We start from the raw sequence: 15,914 nt of genomic DNA, 5'->3' as shown, positions 1-15,914 counted from the left end.
ATTAAACCAAATACCGTTATGAAACTTATACCACTAGTATTTTGCCTGCTCTTTTTTGGTGTTTTTGGATTTGCCCAAGAAGACAAATTGAACATTATTGTTTTCGGAGCCCACCCTGATGATTGCGATATCGATGCGGGAGGAACAGCCATATTGTTCTCAAAAATGGGTCACAACGTAAAGTTCGTATCGCTCACCAATGGCGATGCCGGGCACCACATCAAAGGAGGTGATGAACTTGCCAAAATACGCCTTGCAGAGGCCAAGGAAGCCGGAAAACGTTTCGCGGTAACCTATACAGTACTCGATAATCACGATGGCGAATTGATGCCAACTTTGGAAAATAGACTGAAAGTGATTCGGGAAATAAGAAAATGGAAAGCCGATATCGTTATTGCACCAAGACCTAATGACTACCACCCAGACCACAGGTATACCGGCGTACTAATTCAAGATGCGGCATATATGGTCATCGTGCCGAATGTGGCCCGCGACACCCCTCCTTTAAAAACGAATCCAGTTTTCATGTATTCGGCCGATCATTTTCAAAAGCCTAATCCGTTCGAACCTGATATTGTCGTAAATATAGATGAGGTTTTCGACCAAAAAATCTACGCCATGGCAGCCCACGAATCTCAATTTTTTGAATGGTTGCCATGGACATCGGGAAACTTGGATAAAGTTCCCAAAGACACTGATGCCAGAATATCAATGTTGGCCAATTGGCGTAAAGATGCACCCACTGACGCCACAAAGATAATCTTAAGAGAATGGTACGGTCCAAAAGCGGAAAATGTAAAACACGTAGAAGGATTTGAGATTTGCGAATACGGAAAACAGCCTTCGGAAGAAGAACTCAAAAAATTGTTTCCTATGTTAGGTAAATAGAACAACATTCAACTATTGTCCTGTTATAAAACTCCATTCCGAACAAAAGAGAAATCATTTTAACTAATCCCCTCGTCTAAAGACGCTTTCATAGTATAAAAATCATCGACCAATGGAAAACTTTACATAAGATAAACACTGGAAACTGGTTTTTTAACTTCAAAAACCTATTTTTGCCCCTTTAAAATCAAAATTATGACGCTACTTTTAATGGCTGCCGGACGAGGTAGCAGATACGGTAAATTAAAACAATTTGACGATCTTGGACCACAAGGCGAGTTTTTAATGGAATTCAGTATGTACGATGCCATTGAAAACGGATTTGACCATATTGTAGTCATTACACAAAAAGAGAATATTGATTTTTTAAAAGAACATATGGCCGGCAGACTGCCAGAAGGCGTCAAATTCGATGTGGTATCACAAGAATTAACTGATTTACCTGCATCTTCCACTTTTGAAGGTCATCGCGAAAAACCATGGGGTACGGCCCATGCGGTTTGGTCGGCAAGAAATGTTATCAATGGTCCTTTCGCCGTAATAAATGCAGATGATTACTATGGAAAGAATGCTTTTGTAGCAGCTTCGAATTTTATAAAAAATAGTACCGATGATACCGAATTCGCTTTAATGGGTTATACATTAAAAGATACACTATCTGAATACGGATCTGTTTCCAGAGGAGTTTGTAAAATGGACGCTGACGAGAATTTTATTTCCGTGGATGAGCGTTTAAAACTAGAAAAGCAGGGCGATATTGTTAAAGATACCGATACCGAACTCGAGTTTACCGGTGATGAATTGGTAAGTATGAATTTTTGGGTATGTCGCCCGTCATTCTTTGATTATGTCGAAAATGAATTCGAGGTATTTTTAAAGGATGAAGATCGAATCAAAAATTCCGAATTGTATTTGCCTATCGTAATTCAAGACATGTATGCTGTAGACAAAGCAAAGGTACGTGTAGTACCGGCAAACAGCAACTGGTTTGGAGTAACTTACTCGGAAGACCGTCAGTTTGCCGTGGACCAGCTACAAGCAATGACACAAGAGGATGGGTACAAAACACCTTTGTGGAATTAAATATCCTATATTAAAACATATTGAAGAACACTCAAGACTTACATACAATTCTCGGTCATTTCGTCATCGAGAAAAAGGACTATTCCTTTAGATCTATTAACCAAGGTTTTATCAACGATACGTTTTTGGTCTTGAATGGGGAAGAGCCCCTTTTCATTCTTCAGCGGGTCAATCACTTTGTCTTTGAAAATGTTACCGGACTGATGAAGAACATTGGTACCGCCCTTGGTTTTCTACAAGATGATGTATACACGCGTATTATTTTGGTAGAGACGGCCGAAGGAAGCACATTTGCCAAAATAGACGAAAACTATTGGCGGCTGATGACCTTTATCGACGGTACGACCGCATATGACACTACAACCCGTTCCGAAATAGCGCGTGGCGCAGGAATCATAGTGGGCAAATTTCATCAGCTTTTGGAAAAAGCACCCTATGAAGAATTTGTCGATACCATTCCGCAGTTTCATGATTTAAGCCTTAGAAAAAATCAATTCGAATCCGCCTTGGTGACAGCATCAGAAGAACGGAAATATGTTGCCCAGAAAGCTATAGCCTTTGCACAAGATACTTTGCCTTTATTACTTGAATTTTCGAAAAGAACAATTCCTGTTCGTATCTGTCATAATGATACCAAGCTGAATAATATCCTCTTTAAAAAAGAAGATGACAACGCGTTGTGTCTGATTGATTTGGATACGATTATGAAAGGCTATTTCTATTATGATTTTGGGGATGCCGTACGTACTATTGTCAATACGGCCCCAGAAGATGAACAACAATTTGAAAAAATAACTTTTGAAAATAAGTTGTTCGAAGCCTTCGTAGACGGATTGGCAGATGTTGAGCCCTTTTTGACCAAAGAAGAGATAAAAACCCTTCCCTTAGGTGCAGTGTTTATGCCTTTCATTCACGGTTTAAGAGCTCTCACAGACTATCTCATGGGCAATGTATATTACAAAGTTGCCTATGAAAATCAGAATCTAGATCGGTGTCTGAGCTTGTTCGATTTCTCAAAAAAGGCTTTGGATAAAGTTGCTTACATGGAAAATATCGTTTCGCAGAAATTAATTGCACGAGAAGAATAGAAGTTTTTGCTTGTTTTTCGCTAGAAAATAACTCACTAGCGCATCTAAAAAATTATCGGCTTCTCTTAAAAAATCGGACGCCTTACACATAATAAAAACTTGTTTATCAACCCGCTGACAAAAGTCCAATTCAATTAATTTTCCCAAAATCGGGAAGCTAATACCATGAACCCACTTATTGTTCATCGACTCTGATTAATTTTTGTACTTTGTAAGGGTTAATTCTAAAAGTAAGCATGATGTTAAAACAGTACTTAAAATATGTAATGACCCTTACTCTATGTCTAGGTTCTATGACGCTAGTTTCAGGTCAAAATTCCGGCAACGCACAAGAAGAAGGTTGGGTTTCTTTATTTAATGGAAAGAACCTAGACGGTTGGAAAGTGGGCGAAAACGCCGATACGTTCTCTGTAGAAAACGGTTACATCAAGGTTGCAGGTAAAAGAGCACATCTTTATTATATGGGACCGGTAGAAAATCACAACTTTAAAAACTTCGAATTTAAAGCGCAGGTAATGACCAAGCCAAGTGCGAATTCAGGCATTTACATACATACGAAGTATGAAGAGGGAGGTTGGCCAAGTCAAGGTTATGAAGTGCAGGTAAATAATACGCAAAGCGACTGGAAGCGTACCGGGAGCCTTTATAACATCGTTGATGTCAAGGAGCAGTATGTTCCCGATAATGAATGGTATACCGAATACGTAAAAGTGGAAGGCAAACGCATCATTATCAAAATCAATGACATGGTCGTTGTAGACTATACAGAGCCTGAAAATGCAAAACGCGATGATGGTCAAAAAAACCGATTGCTCTCAAGTGGCACTTTTGCATTGCAAGGTCATGACCCAGGCAGTGTCATCTTTTATAAAGACATCATGGTGAAACCACTACCCTAATGCGGGTCTAAGCATGTAACAGAACCATAGCTGACATATAAAAATTGCAGAAGGCCCAATAAACTATCGGGCCTTTTTATGTTTGATTGCTTGCTGATTTCATTACCTCGTAATTCGATAGTCCACATCTCATTATGAAGCGTTACCAATTTGTAAAAGATCCATCTTTTCGCCATAATCTCGGTATTTCCACAGGTACGAAATTCTGTTTTGAGGCATACTCCTCATCGAATTCCACACCAAGTCCAGGGGTATTCAAAACAGCATAACGAGGTCCATCCAAGATAGGCTGAACAGGGTAAAATTTTGAATCGTTCGTACCCATCTTTTGTGCCGGGGTATTCACTTCTTCCAACCAACTAAAATTTGGGCATGCTGCGGCCAAATGAAGGGTAGCCGCCGTACAGATAGGGCCTAGCGGATTGTGGGGCATTAAATCAATATAGTGTGATTCTGCCAGAGATGCAACTTTCATAGCCTCGGTGATTCCTCCAACATTACAAATATCGATACGGGCGTATTGGGTTAAATTGCGCTCTAGAAAAGGCAAAAACTGCCATTTGCTTGAAAACTCTTCCCCAATAGCGAAGGGGATATCAATTATTTTCCTGAGGCTTTCATACGCTTCTGGATTCTCATCTCGAATAGGCTCTTCGATAAAATCAATGGTCCCCTGAGGCATCTGTTTAATAAAAGCGTAAGTTTCCGGGGCCGTTAGTCGGGTATGATAATCTACTCCTATAACGATGGACGGACCGACTTCCTTTCTAAGCTCTGTAACCCATGCTGCCAAAAGAGTAATAGACTTACGAGGTTCAAAGTGATTTTTGATCTCCTGAGCTTCAAATTCAGCCGGGGCGAGACGCAAGGCCTTCCAACCTTTGGCCACACAAATCTTCGAGTAATCTAGTAATTCTTTCTTTGTGGCAAATCGTACGGAAGCAAAACATTCAACATAATCGCGTTGCTTTCCTCCCAACAATTCATAAACGGGAATACCCAAGGCTTTTCCTTTGATATCGTACAAAGCAATGTCGATAGCTGAAATAGCCGCTGTCAATACCCGACCACCTTCAAAGTATTGGCCTCTGTAAAGTTCTTGCCAAATGGCGCCGATTTGGCGCGCATCCTTTCCGATTAAAAAGCCTTTGAAATGCTCAATCACGCCTACCACGGCTAGTTCCCTTCCAGATAGCCCTGATGCGCCCCAGCCGTAAATACCAGATTCCGTTTCGACTTTGACGACCAATTGACTTCCTGACCCTACATTAATGGGATATGTTTTTATATCTGTAATTTTCATTGATTCCGATTTAAAAATACTTGTTCTAAGTTATTTGGAAAGCATCAATATTTTGGCACAATACGCTCTACTTTTCCAACGATAAAAGTGTATGAAATAAAACCTAACAAAGCAATACCTCCAATAAAGAAAAGGGCGGGGCTAAAATCACCATCATCGACCAAATAGCCGATTGCGACCGGAACAACAACACCTGCCAGCCCCCCAATAAAATTAAACGCGCCTCCAGTAAGCCCTATCATCTTTTTCGGTGCCATAAGCGAAATAAAGACCCACGCAATACTTGCCAGACCATTACCAAAAAAAGCCACTGCCAAAAATAGGATTATAAAAAATGTGCTATCCGTATAATTGGCACCGATAATACAAGTAGAGAGCAACATGCCGATAATGATGGGCGCTTTTCGCGCTATTTCAACCGAGTACCCTTTTTTAATTAAAAAATCGGAGGTAAAACCCGACAATAAAACGCCCGCGAAAGCAGCTAAAAATGGAATAGCGGCCAAAAATCCGGATTTAAGAAAATCCAAACCCCTGAATTCAACTAAGTATGTTGGGAACCAAGTAAGAAAAAAGATAGTAGTTGCACCCAAACAAAATTGGCCAATGTACAACCCCCAAAGTTTTCGATACATAAAGGCCTGTTTAAAATCTTGCCATTTGAACTTTTCACTTTTTTCAGAAGTGCTTTTTTTAGTAAAAAGACCCCCTCCCTTCTCAATATATTCCAGTTCACTGGTACTAACTTTTTTATGATCTCCTGGATCTCGATAAAACAAATACCAAATACCGGCCCATACCAGACCAATTACTCCGGAAACAATAAAAAGCCCCCTCCAGCCCATATAATTCTGTATCGCCACCAAAGTGGGGGTCAAAAAAGCCAATCCTAAAAATTGTCCCGAGGTATAAATGGCAATGGCCGATGCTCTTTCGTTTTCGGGGAACCACCGGGTCACGACTAAATTGTTGGTCGGGTACGAAGGTGCCTCAAACACACCGATACTTGCTCGAAGACCTATCAGGGCCGTAAACGAATTTACAAATCCTTGAATCAGGGTGGCTATCGACCAAAGCGCCATAATAATCGTGTATAGTATACGTGTTGGCAACTTATCGGCAACAATACCACCGGGGATTTGTAGACAGGCGTAGGTCCAGGCGAAAGCAGAAAAAACATATCCCATTTGTATGTTGCTCAACCCAAGGTCTTCTTTCATGGCAAATGCCGCCACCGAAATATTACTTCGGTCTAAATAATTAATGACCACGGTAACAAAGACCATAGCCAAGATGTTGTATCGTTTTTTGGAAGATGGAGCTGCAACACCTTTGAAGTTGGTCATTTTACTCTTTTATAATAAAGGTTAAAAAAGATTGAAACTGTTATTCAAGAGCCTTACCTGGTTTAAAAAGTATAACACCAGAAGAAATACATTTCTATCATAAAACATTTCTGTTTCATTTATCCTAAGCCATTCGCATATGCCACTATGATAATACCGGCAATCATACAACCAAGCCCGCTATATAACATATTTCTAGCTTTCGGGGATGCACTTATCCATTCATTGGTAACGATACCACTTACAATGGCAGTTGCGACCGAGGCAGTATTAAAAATGGCATAGCCTACGGTATTACCCGATGCACCAAGTTTAAAGGCTGCATACGCAAAAAGTGCCGATGCGGCATAATGGAAAACAGCCATGATCAATATAAGTGAGAGGTTTTTGCCAAAAGCAGGCGTCTTAAAGTCGCCCCAAGCCTTTTTGGCGTTCAATTGCCATAAAAAATAGGCCGTCATAACAATTCCGCCACTAATGAAAATAGGGAACATTACGGCCACGGCAGTAATCCAATCGGCATTGCCCTGCGCAATACTGGCCTCATGCAAATAAGGTCTACCCGCCGCATTGGCATAACTAAATCCAGTAGCCAACAAACCTCCGACCACAGCAATTAGAATACCCGTTGTCATCGAACCTTTAGTTGAACTATCTTCGGCCTTCTTCAGTTTTGCCTCATCTTTTTCACGAAGGAGACCAGCCTTACCATTTAAGATGACGCCTAAAAGTACCACCAAAATACCCACGAGAATAAAAGTCAAAACGTTTGATGGCGGCAAACCATCTTCAATAAACGGAAGGAGGGAACCCACTAAAATAATCGTACCTATAAATATGGAAAAACCCAAAGACAACCCGATATGGTTAATGGCCTTGCTCCACATCATAACCCCGATTCCCCACAGAAAACTAGTGAGTCCCATCTTGATCCAAATATCTGTGGGCATATTACCAAAAATTTCTCCAAATCCCTGAATGAGGGTTACGGAAGCGATAATCGGTACGACGAACATGGTCAAAAGAAAAAACAAACTCCATGTATTTTCGTACTTAAACCCTTTTGTAAATTTTTCAGGAAGTGCGTAAAGGCCCAACATCAATCCGGCGAAAATCGCCCATAATACTCCTTCGGTCATAATTTGAATATTTAATTGGGCCATGAATTTTTATAAGCATTCAAAGCCCCGTTTGGTTCACCAGTTGAATTTAAAAATGGTCGTACTGTCGTAAGATTCCCCAGCTTTCAAAATGCTTTTTGGCGCTTCGGGAATATTAGGCCCGTTCGGATAACGATGGGTCTCGCAACAAAACCCACGGTACTTTCCGTAGTGGAGTCCTGATTCACGTTTTAGTTCATCCGAAGTATATTTACCGGTATACAAAAGCATTCCTGGTTCCGTGGTGTACACTTCTAGTGAACGACCACTTTTGGGTTCATTGATTTCAGCTACTTTATCCTGCTTGAATCCTTTCTCTTCAAAAAGATAAAAATGTTCAAAACCATCGCCCATGGCCTCATGTACTTCTCTAATGGATTTAGGGGAACATAAATCATCGACTTGACCGACAACGGAAGCATTCTCACCTGTTGCCGCACCTGTTTCGTCCCAAATTTGTTTGGTCTTGGCCTTAACCATTACCGTATGACCTTCAATACTATTCTTAAATCCGGATAAATTAAAATAGGTATGATTTGTAATCGTGAATGGCGTGTCTTGATCACTACTTGCCTGATACCGTATTTTAAGTTCGTTCTCATTGTTCAAGGTAAAATTGACCTGTACCGTAACGTTACCCGGGAAACCTTCTTCCAGATGTGTACTTTTAAGTTCCATTTGAAGACTTGCCGCTTCCGAAGAAAACGATTTTACAGTCCAAATTTTCTTATCAAAGCCTATCTTTCCCCCGTGTAGGTTATTGTCTCCTACCATTTTCGCCAATTCATAATCCTTTCCATTCATAGAAAATTTGGCATCTTTTATTTGCGAACAATACCGCCCAACCGTTCCTCCGAAATAGGGCGCATTGGATTTATATGCATCTGAAAAATAGCTCTCGAACGTATCAAAACCACAAACGATTTCTTCCGGTTCCCCCTCCTTTTTCGGTAAGAGAATAGAAGTAATGGTCGCCCCGTAATCGGAGATTTTTACGGTAAGTCCGTAATCGTTTTCGAGCACAAAAAGATGTACCAAATTACCGTTGAACTTACCAAAATCGGTCTGTGTCGTTTTCATAGTTTTGCTTTCGAATGTTGTACCTGAACTTTTACTTAGACTGAAATGGCACTAGTTTCTCCCAATCGAATTGCACGCCCACTCCCGGTGTATCAGGGGCTACGGCCCGATGGTTTTCAACAACCAAGGGCCGTTTGGTGTATTGGTCGATCGGAAAGCTATGCACTTCTAACCAGCCAGAATTGGGCTGCGCCGACACCAAACTTACATGCAACTCTTGCATACCGTGCGAACAGGCAGGAATATTATGTCTATCGGCCAATCGAGCCGCTGCCAACCAACCCGTAATACCCCCGCAATTGGACGCATCGGGCTGTACAAAAGATAGCTTTGCTTGATCCATGGCATATTCGAATTCATGTATCGTATGCAAGTTCTCTCCCATTGCCAACGGAAAATTCGTAGCCTCCGAAATCTGCGCAAAGCCTTTGTAATTATCGGGAATAATGGGCTCTTCGAACCACGTAATATCGAATTGTCTAAATTTTTCAATGGCCGCGATGGCCTTCTCCACAGTCATGGAATAATTGGCATCGACCATAAAAGTCACATCAGGACCAATAAATTCACGAACTGCTTTAATACGCTCGATGTCTTCATCTAGATTTTCACGTCCGATTTTTATTTTGACCGCATTGAACCCTGCCGCCAAGTAACCCTCCATATTCTTTAGAAGTTTTGGAATAGGAAACTGCAAATCGATACCGCCACAGTAAGCTTTACAAGTATTTCCAGCTCCTCCGGCCAATTTCCAAAGGGGTTGTTCCGCCCTTTTACATTTGATATCCCACAAGGCAATATCAATGGTAGATACGGCAAAAGAAACGATTCCCCCACGGCCGACGTAATGCATGTGCCATTCCATAAAATCGTAAATGGCTTCAACATCAGAGCCATCTTTACCGATTATTGCCGGAGCAATATCGTGGTCAACCATGGCCTTGATGGCGTTCCCTCCTTTACCGCCGGTATACGTATATCCCGTTCCTAAACTTCCATCTTCCAAACTAATTGTAGTAGTAACCAATTCAAAATGCGTATGATCACCATGTTTGGCATCGTTCATGACCTCTGGTAAGGGCACCCTGAACAATTTGCAATCGACCGATTTTATTCGCGTATCCATTCTAGGCTTTATGTCTGATATAAAAAGTCTTTTTCTCCATGTACTGCTCAAAACCGTACTTACCGTCTTCGCCACCAGAACCACTCAGTTTATAACCGTTGTGGAAACCTTGGTGTTGTTCACCGTGACCACGGTTTACATAAATCTCCCCATATTCGAGCTCGTCATTGCATTTCATTATGATATTCATGTCGTTCGTAAAGACCATAGCCGCGAGTCCGTATTCGCAATCATTGGCGTAACCGATAACTTCGTCAAAAGTCTTAAATTTCAATACGGGTAGAATTGGTCCGAACGACTCTTCGTGAACGATGGTCATACTTTGGGTAACGTTCGTCAAAACTGTTGGCTCAAACCAATATCCTTTTTCGAAACCGTTACCTTCAGGGCGTTTACCTCCCGTAGCCAAGGTTGCGCCTTCTTTAAGGCTAACTGCTACCAAATGCTCCATATGTTTTAATTCGGATGCATTTACTTTGGGGCCCATATCGGTATCTTCCAACATGGGGTCACCCACTCTTATGGCCTTCGTTTTGGCTATGAACTTTTCCATGAATGCATCATAAATACCTTCATGTACATACATTCTTTCGTTACAGGTACAAACCTGGCCACAGTTATCAAAACGGGAATGTAAAGCAGCGTCAACTGCCGCATCAATATCAGCATCTGCAAAAACAATAAAGGGTGCTTTTCCGCCAAGTTCCAATTGAACATGAGTAAGGTTTTCTGCCGCATTTCTTGCGATTTGCTGCCCCACAGGCGTTGAACCGGTCATAGTCACCATTTTAGTAATCGGGTTCTCGACCAAAGCGTTGCCCATTGCCCTACCCGGCCCTGTTAAAATATTGATCACCCCATCAGGGATACCCACTTTTTGGGCCAAATAACCCAACTCTAAAGTAGCCAAAGGGGTTTCAGACGTCGGTTTGATGACAATTGTGTTTCCGGCTACAAGCGCTGGGCCCAACTTTCGCCCGGCCAATGCCAAGGGAAAGTTCCAAGCGGTAATCGCTACAACGACACCACGCGGTATTTTTTGAATCCAGATTTGCTCGTTAGGGTTGTCTGAAGGAACGATATCACCTTCTATTCTTCTAGCTCCCTCGCAAGCATATTCGATAAAAGAAGCGGTAACGGCAACCTCACCTTTAGCTACCTTTAATATTTTGCCCTGTTCCTTAACCAAAAGTTCAGCCAAGTATTCAGCATTCGCTTTGATTTCATCGGCCAATTTATACAACAGTTCAGCACGAGTGCGCGCCGGTATTTTTTTCCATTTTTTTTGTGCCCTTTCGGCAGCTTCCAAAGCTTGGTTTGCCTCTTCTACCGTGCCGTTTTGCACTCGCGCCACTATTTCCTCGGTAGTCGGGTTTACAATATCAATGGTCTCGCCCGAAGCCGACGTCACCCATTTACCGTCAATAAATAGTTGGTATTCCTTAATTGCTGACATACTTTTGATTATTTGTGTTTTCTATATGTATCCATTCTTTTGGCCGCGAGGCCCTCAAATCTTCTTTCCAATTGCCAAAGGGGCCGTTCTAACGTGAGTTCCCAATCGAAAAGCTTTTGGTACAATTCACGCACTTTCTCAGGATGTTTCGAAGCCAAATCGTTCACCTCCGAAACATCCTCTTTAATATTATAGAGTTCGGCCGGGCGATCAGGAAAACGAACGAGTTTCCAATCATTAAATCGTATGGCTCCCCTATTCTCCTTTTTCCAGTATAAAATTTCATGGGGTTTCCCATTATTTTTCCCTTGTAAATATGGAACAAGGTCAACTCCATCTAAATCTTCAATAGTAGCAACGTTACCCCCGGCAGCGGTAACGAAGGTTGGCAATAAATCCAATGTACTGATGGGGTCGTCGTAGATGGTATTACTTTTCAATTTTCCTGGCCATGACATTAAAAACGGTACGCGAATACCTCCTTCCAAATGATTGGCTTTGGTGCCACTCAATGGGTCGTTTAATGATTCGTTCGCATCTGACGGACCTCCATTATCGTTAGTAAAAACAATAAGTGTATTCTTGTCGAGCCCCAACTCTTCTATCCGATTCAAAACTTTGCCACAAGCCCTATCCATCGCAATTGCCATCGCCGCCAGCGTCTTTCTTTTGCCTGTAAGTCCATTTACCTTCCCTAAATCTTCCGAAGTGGCCTCCATAGGCGTGTGAACTGCGTTAAAAGCCAAATAGACGAAAAACGGATTGTTCTTATTTCGCTCCATGAACGCGATGGCCTCATCTGCCAGCTCGTCGGTCAGATACCCCTCATGTTCTTGAAAGTTTCCGAAACCTCGTTCTAGTTTATCCTCTTGTCGTGTAAGTTTGTTTTCTGAACCGTAAGGCATATAACTTCTGGCACCTCCCCTAAAACCATAAAATTCGTCAAAACCTCTTTTGGTAGGATGAAAACGGTCGGCATTACCTTGATGCCACTTTCCAAAAAGCGCAGTCTTATACCCCTGTTCTTTTAAGTAATCGGCCACGGTTTTTTGATCAAGAGGAAGCCCCATGTCGTCACCGGCCAGCCCACTTTTGCTCATCAGACCAGGTACATTATTCTCTTCAAAACCGAACTTTTGTTGATATTTTCCAGTAAGAAGCCCTGCCCTTGACGGCCCGCATACGGCTGCCGAAACATAGGCTTGGGTAAAACGAACACTGTTTTTCGCCAATTTGTCCAATTCTGGAGTCTTGAACTCTTTACTTCCTTGAAATCCGAAATCTGCATAACCTGCATCATCCGAAAGGATAAAAACAATGTTCGGTCGGTCTTGCGCCGAGATATGGAATAGTATAGCGAACAAGGTAAAGAGGAAGAGCACCAGTCTTGGCTTTTTCATTTTCTTTTTGATTGTATTTTGGAATTTTATTCTTTTGGGATAATTATCTTCCCATCCATCCACCGTCTACCAGCATGGTCGTTCCGTTCATATATGATGCCGCTTCGGAACACAAGAAAACCACTGGACCAGCAAAATCTTCGGGTTTGCCCCAGCGACCTGCAGGAATTCTTGATAGAATCGATGCCGAACGTTCTGGATCGTTTCTTAGGGCCTCGGTGTTATCGGTACTGATATAACCTGGTGCGATTGCATTTACGTTGACACCTTTGGCCGCCCATTCATTGGCAAATGCCATTGTCATTTGGCCAATGGCGCCCTTACTCGCTGCGTATCCCGGCACGGTGATGCCTCCCTGAAAGGTAAGTAATGATGCGGTAAACACGATTTTTCCTTCTCCGCGTTTAACCATCTCTTTACCGATTTCACGGGTCAAAACAAACTGCGCCGTTTGGTTTACTTCAATAACCTTGTCCCAATATTCATCGGAATGTTCGACTGCCGGGGCACGAAGAATGGTACCGGCATTGTTTATCAAAATATCTATGGTGGGAAAATCGTCTTTCACCGTTTTGATGAATTCGTACAGCGATTCACGATTGCTAAAATCACAGGCATACGCCTTAAATTTTCTACCAAGTGCTGTCACTTCTTGCTCTACCATGCTACCGTGCTTTTCTAAAGTTGCACTGACTCCTATGATATCGGCACCTGCCTCGGCAAGTCCTACGGCCATAGCCTTACCAATTCCACGTTTACAACCGGTAACCAAGGCCGTTTTTCCTTTAAGATTGAATTTGTTCAAAATGCTCATTGTATTTTATTTACAAGTTTCTAATTTTTAGTCAAGGTTCAGTCTGCGTTGCGCACATAAGCTTCGAACTTTCTAATATAGTCCCAACCCTCTTTATGATCAAAACATAAGCCCCATTCCAAAGCTGCAAGGGGACTTTTTTCATGGTTCAACGAACGCACGATACCTGCCGCATGTGGTGGTTTGGTACGCCCTCCAATGTGTGATTTTATTTCAAAATTGATCCCGTCAGCCGACCATTGTATGGTATTGTTCTCTGGACCATCGGAGGTCAACATCGCAGCCATTCCATTATTGTAAGGCCAAACGCAAACTTCATGACCACTATTGGTCACTGGATTGAAAGGAGATTTCTTATAGGGACCCTCCGGTTTGTCGGCTATTGCCACACCCCATTTGATTTCACGCCCTCCTAAAAAGTGCTCCTCTCCCATACGCTCACCTTTGTAATAGAGGTAAAACTTATTGTTGAAGAACATCAAACAAGGGTCGTGTACCTTTTGACTATCAAAGTCTCCCTTTTCGGTTACTTTGAAACGGTTATCTTCATCACCCGACCATTGTCCATTTTCGGAAGGTCGCAATATAGGTGCAGGCAGTTTCTTCCATGGACCCAATGGTGAATCTGCAATGGCCATACCCACTTCATTTTTAACTCGATTGACGTAAGGCGCTTTTACAGTTTGGTACACCAAATAGTACTTTTCTTCATGTGCCAATACTTCTGGCGTAAATACGGCACGATCATCATACGAACCCGGGGTGCCACGACCAACGGCTAAACCTTCGTCTTTCCAAGTTTCCCCATCCATAGAACTGGCGCACCAGACTTCGGACTTATCCCAAGGAAATACCTTTTTTTCAGCGTCGCCCGAATGGAACCCATACGAATCACCAACACTTTTGGTGTAATACACATAATAGCTATTGGCTACTTTTATGACCGCACTTGGGTCTCGTCGAACAACACCTTTCTCAAAGGCAAAAACGCCTTTCAAATCAGATTGCCGAAAACTCGTCCACCATTCCGCACCAGCATCATAACCCATTGCCAAGGCTCTTTTTGATGCCGCACTTAAACTATCTTTATTGGTTATGCCGAGTTTTTTCACAAGACCAACATCCACAGCTGTGCCTTGTCTGTCGTTCCTGTTTTTTGTTTCTCGGTTTTCCTCAGAAACATTTTTGCACGCGTTGAGCAAGGCCACTGTAAAAACTACCACCAAAAAGAGATTTCTCATAAAGTTTTAAATTACAATTGACAGTCCATCAGAACTTTCATTCCATCAGGATTGTTATCAATATTTTCGAATACCTTTTGTATGTTACTTAGCGGCTGCACATCGGTGATCATTTCTTCGAAGGGTAATTCATTGGCCGTTATCAGGGCAATAGATTTCTCGTAATCTTCCTTTTCATAAACGCGCGCTCCGATCAGACTAAGCTCCTTCCAGAAAAACTTAAACAAATCAACTTCTTTCTTCTGGCCGTGAATAGCTACCATTAGAATTCTGCCCCGAATACCTGCTACCTCGCACATCACGTCTAAGGCCGCTTGAACTCCTGCAACTTCGAAAACAACATCTGCCCGACGGTTATCAGTCTGTTCTTTTACATATTCGACCAAATCTACCTTCATGGGGTTTACGGCATGCAACCCCAATGATTTTGCCTTTGATACACGTTTTTCATTTACTTCGGATACGATGACGTTAGCTCCAATTTCTTTAGCCACCATAGCTACTAAAAGACCGATTGGACCACCACCCAAAACGACAGCAGTTTCACCGGCGACCAATCCACTTCTGCGAACATCATGTGTCGCTACCGATAGTGGCTCAATTAATGCGGCCAGTTTTAAATCGGTTTCATCCCGTAATTTATGAAGTACAAATTCAGGAACATTCCAATACTGCTGCATCGAACCAGGGCTATCAATACCGATAAATTTCAGATTTTCACAAATATGATTGAAACCTTTGTCCGAATCCTTTACCAAACGATCATCAAGCGGACGAACAACCACCTTATCTCCTACCTTATAATCGGTAACACCTTTACCGACGGCATCAATAACTCCTGACATTTCATGTCCGATAGTTAATGGCATCGCGACACGTTTGTCCATCATACCATGATAAATGTGTACATCTGTACCACAAACGCCTGAATACGCTACTTTAATTCTTACTTCACCTTTTGTAGGTGCTTCAATTTCTTTTTCAATGACTGAGAAGGTCTTGTTACCTTCATATTGAGTTGCTTTCATTT

14 protein-coding genes are annotated in these 15,914 nt (G+C 42.1%); 4 read left to right on the top strand and 10 right to left on the bottom strand.

Features of this window, described 5'->3' with window-relative positions; all coding sequences use genetic code 11:
* Positions 1–18 precede the first annotated feature (18 nt).
* The 4 genes from BLS33_RS17365 to BLS33_RS17345 all read left to right on the top strand — a co-directional run bounded on the left by BLS33_RS17365 (position 19) and on the right by BLS33_RS17345 (position 3,958).
* Complete coding sequence (locus BLS33_RS17365; RefSeq protein ID WP_089892479.1) at positions 19–888, top strand: PIG-L deacetylase family protein; 870 nt, start codon at positions 19–21, stop codon at positions 886–888.
* 195 nt (positions 889–1,083) lie between these two features.
* Positions 1,084–1,971: a nucleotidyltransferase family protein gene (locus tag BLS33_RS17360; protein WP_245731525.1), complete on the top strand. Its 888-nt coding sequence runs from the start codon at positions 1,084–1,086 to the stop codon at positions 1,969–1,971.
* A 20-nt stretch (positions 1,972–1,991) separates the two neighbouring features.
* Positions 1,992–3,059 (top strand): phosphotransferase enzyme family protein, encoded by a 1,068-nt coding sequence (locus BLS33_RS17355; RefSeq protein WP_089892476.1) that lies wholly within the window; start codon positions 1,992–1,994, stop codon positions 3,057–3,059.
* Between the two features lie 266 nt (positions 3,060–3,325).
* Entirely contained in the window at positions 3,326–3,958 is a 633-nt protein-coding gene (locus tag BLS33_RS17345; protein WP_245731524.1) for a 3-keto-disaccharide hydrolase, read from the top strand.
* A 142-nt stretch (positions 3,959–4,100) separates the two neighbouring features.
* Here the strand turns inward: BLS33_RS17345 and BLS33_RS17340 are convergent, their stop codons facing one another.
* From BLS33_RS17340 to BLS33_RS17295, 10 genes are all read right to left on the bottom strand, one after another.
* Positions 4,101–5,261, bottom strand: a complete 1,161-nt coding sequence (locus tag BLS33_RS17340; RefSeq protein WP_089892469.1) for a mandelate racemase/muconate lactonizing enzyme family protein — start codon at positions 5,259–5,261, stop codon at positions 4,101–4,103.
* Between the two features lie 44 nt (positions 5,262–5,305).
* Positions 5,306–6,607, bottom strand: coding sequence for an MFS transporter (locus BLS33_RS17335; protein WP_089892466.1), 1,302 nt, complete (start codon positions 6,605–6,607; stop codon positions 5,306–5,308).
* 119 nt (positions 6,608–6,726) lie between these two features.
* Positions 6,727–7,746: an L-rhamnose/proton symporter RhaT gene (locus BLS33_RS17330; protein WP_089892785.1), complete on the bottom strand. Its 1,020-nt coding sequence runs from the start codon at positions 7,744–7,746 to the stop codon at positions 6,727–6,729.
* Positions 7,747–7,803: 57 nt separating this feature from the next.
* A complete protein-coding gene (locus BLS33_RS17325) occupies positions 7,804–8,847 on the bottom strand; it encodes an aldose epimerase family protein (protein ID WP_089892463.1) in 1,044 nt (347 codons plus the stop codon).
* Between the two features lie 31 nt (positions 8,848–8,878).
* A complete protein-coding gene (locus BLS33_RS17320; RefSeq protein ID WP_089892460.1) occupies positions 8,879–9,973 on the bottom strand; it encodes a mandelate racemase/muconate lactonizing enzyme family protein in 1,095 nt (364 codons plus the stop codon).
* Position 9,974: 1 nt separating this feature from the next.
* The gene (gene aldA, locus BLS33_RS17315) at positions 9,975–11,429 is read right to left on the bottom strand and encodes an aldehyde dehydrogenase (protein WP_089892456.1); all 1,455 of its coding nucleotides are present in this window, start codon (positions 11,427–11,429) and stop codon (positions 9,975–9,977) included.
* 8 nt (positions 11,430–11,437) lie between these two features.
* Positions 11,438–12,829: a sulfatase gene (locus tag BLS33_RS17310; RefSeq protein WP_089892782.1), complete on the bottom strand. Its 1,392-nt coding sequence runs from the start codon at positions 12,827–12,829 to the stop codon at positions 11,438–11,440.
* A gap of 43 nt (positions 12,830–12,872) precedes the next feature.
* The gene (locus BLS33_RS17305) at positions 12,873–13,637 is read right to left on the bottom strand and encodes an SDR family oxidoreductase (protein ID WP_176801437.1); all 765 of its coding nucleotides are present in this window, start codon (positions 13,635–13,637) and stop codon (positions 12,873–12,875) included.
* Positions 13,638–13,681: 44 nt separating this feature from the next.
* Positions 13,682–14,884: a glycoside hydrolase family 117 protein gene (locus BLS33_RS17300; RefSeq protein ID WP_089892450.1), complete on the bottom strand. Its 1,203-nt coding sequence runs from the start codon at positions 14,882–14,884 to the stop codon at positions 13,682–13,684.
* Positions 14,885–14,895: 11 nt separating this feature from the next.
* Positions 14,896–15,912 carry a zinc-dependent alcohol dehydrogenase gene (locus BLS33_RS17295; protein ID WP_089892780.1) on the bottom strand — a complete coding sequence of 339 codons (1,017 nt, stop codon included), beginning with the start codon at positions 15,910–15,912 and terminating at the stop codon, positions 14,896–14,898.
* Positions 15,913–15,914: the final 2 nt, after the last annotated feature.

The sequence above is a fragment of the Kriegella aquimaris genome, from assembly GCF_900103215.1.
In the GTDB taxonomy this organism is placed as follows: Bacteria; Bacteroidota; Bacteroidia; order Flavobacteriales; family Flavobacteriaceae; genus Kriegella; species Kriegella aquimaris.
Note: the sequence above shows the minus strand (reverse complement) of the source record. Positions and strands in the feature narration are given on the sequence as shown.

What these genes read in the sequence shown, in the direction of transcription:
- BLS33_RS17365 (WP_089892479.1), top strand. Translation starts at nt 19, where the DNA reads ATGAAACTTATACCACTAGTATTTTGCCTGCTCTTTTTTGGTGTTTTT.
- BLS33_RS17335 (WP_089892466.1), bottom strand. Translation starts at nt 6,607, where the DNA reads ATGACCAACTTCAAAGGTGTTGCAGCTCCATCTTCCAAAAAACGATAC.
- BLS33_RS17360 (WP_245731525.1), top strand. Translation starts at nt 1,084, where the DNA reads ATGACGCTACTTTTAATGGCTGCCGGACGAGGTAGCAGATACGGTAAA.
- BLS33_RS17295 (WP_089892780.1), bottom strand. Translation starts at nt 15,912, where the DNA reads ATGAAAGCAACTCAATATGAAGGTAACAAGACCTTCTCAGTCATTGAA.
- BLS33_RS17320 (WP_089892460.1), bottom strand. Translation starts at nt 9,973, where the DNA reads ATGGATACGCGAATAAAATCGGTCGATTGCAAATTGTTCAGGGTGCCC.
- BLS33_RS17300 (WP_089892450.1), bottom strand. Translation starts at nt 14,884, where the DNA reads ATGAGAAATCTCTTTTTGGTGGTAGTTTTTACAGTGGCCTTGCTCAAC.
- aldA (WP_089892456.1), bottom strand. Translation starts at nt 11,429, where the DNA reads ATGTCAGCAATTAAGGAATACCAACTATTTATTGACGGTAAATGGGTG.
- BLS33_RS17345 (WP_245731524.1), top strand. Translation starts at nt 3,326, where the DNA reads ATGACCCTTACTCTATGTCTAGGTTCTATGACGCTAGTTTCAGGTCAA.
- BLS33_RS17310 (WP_089892782.1), bottom strand. Translation starts at nt 12,829, where the DNA reads ATGAAAAAGCCAAGACTGGTGCTCTTCCTCTTTACCTTGTTCGCTATA.
- BLS33_RS17325 (WP_089892463.1), bottom strand. Translation starts at nt 8,847, where the DNA reads ATGAAAACGACACAGACCGATTTTGGTAAGTTCAACGGTAATTTGGTA.
- BLS33_RS17340 (WP_089892469.1), bottom strand. Translation starts at nt 5,261, where the DNA reads ATGAAAATTACAGATATAAAAACATATCCCATTAATGTAGGGTCAGGA.
- BLS33_RS17330 (WP_089892785.1), bottom strand. Translation starts at nt 7,746, where the DNA reads ATGACCGAAGGAGTATTATGGGCGATTTTCGCCGGATTGATGTTGGGC.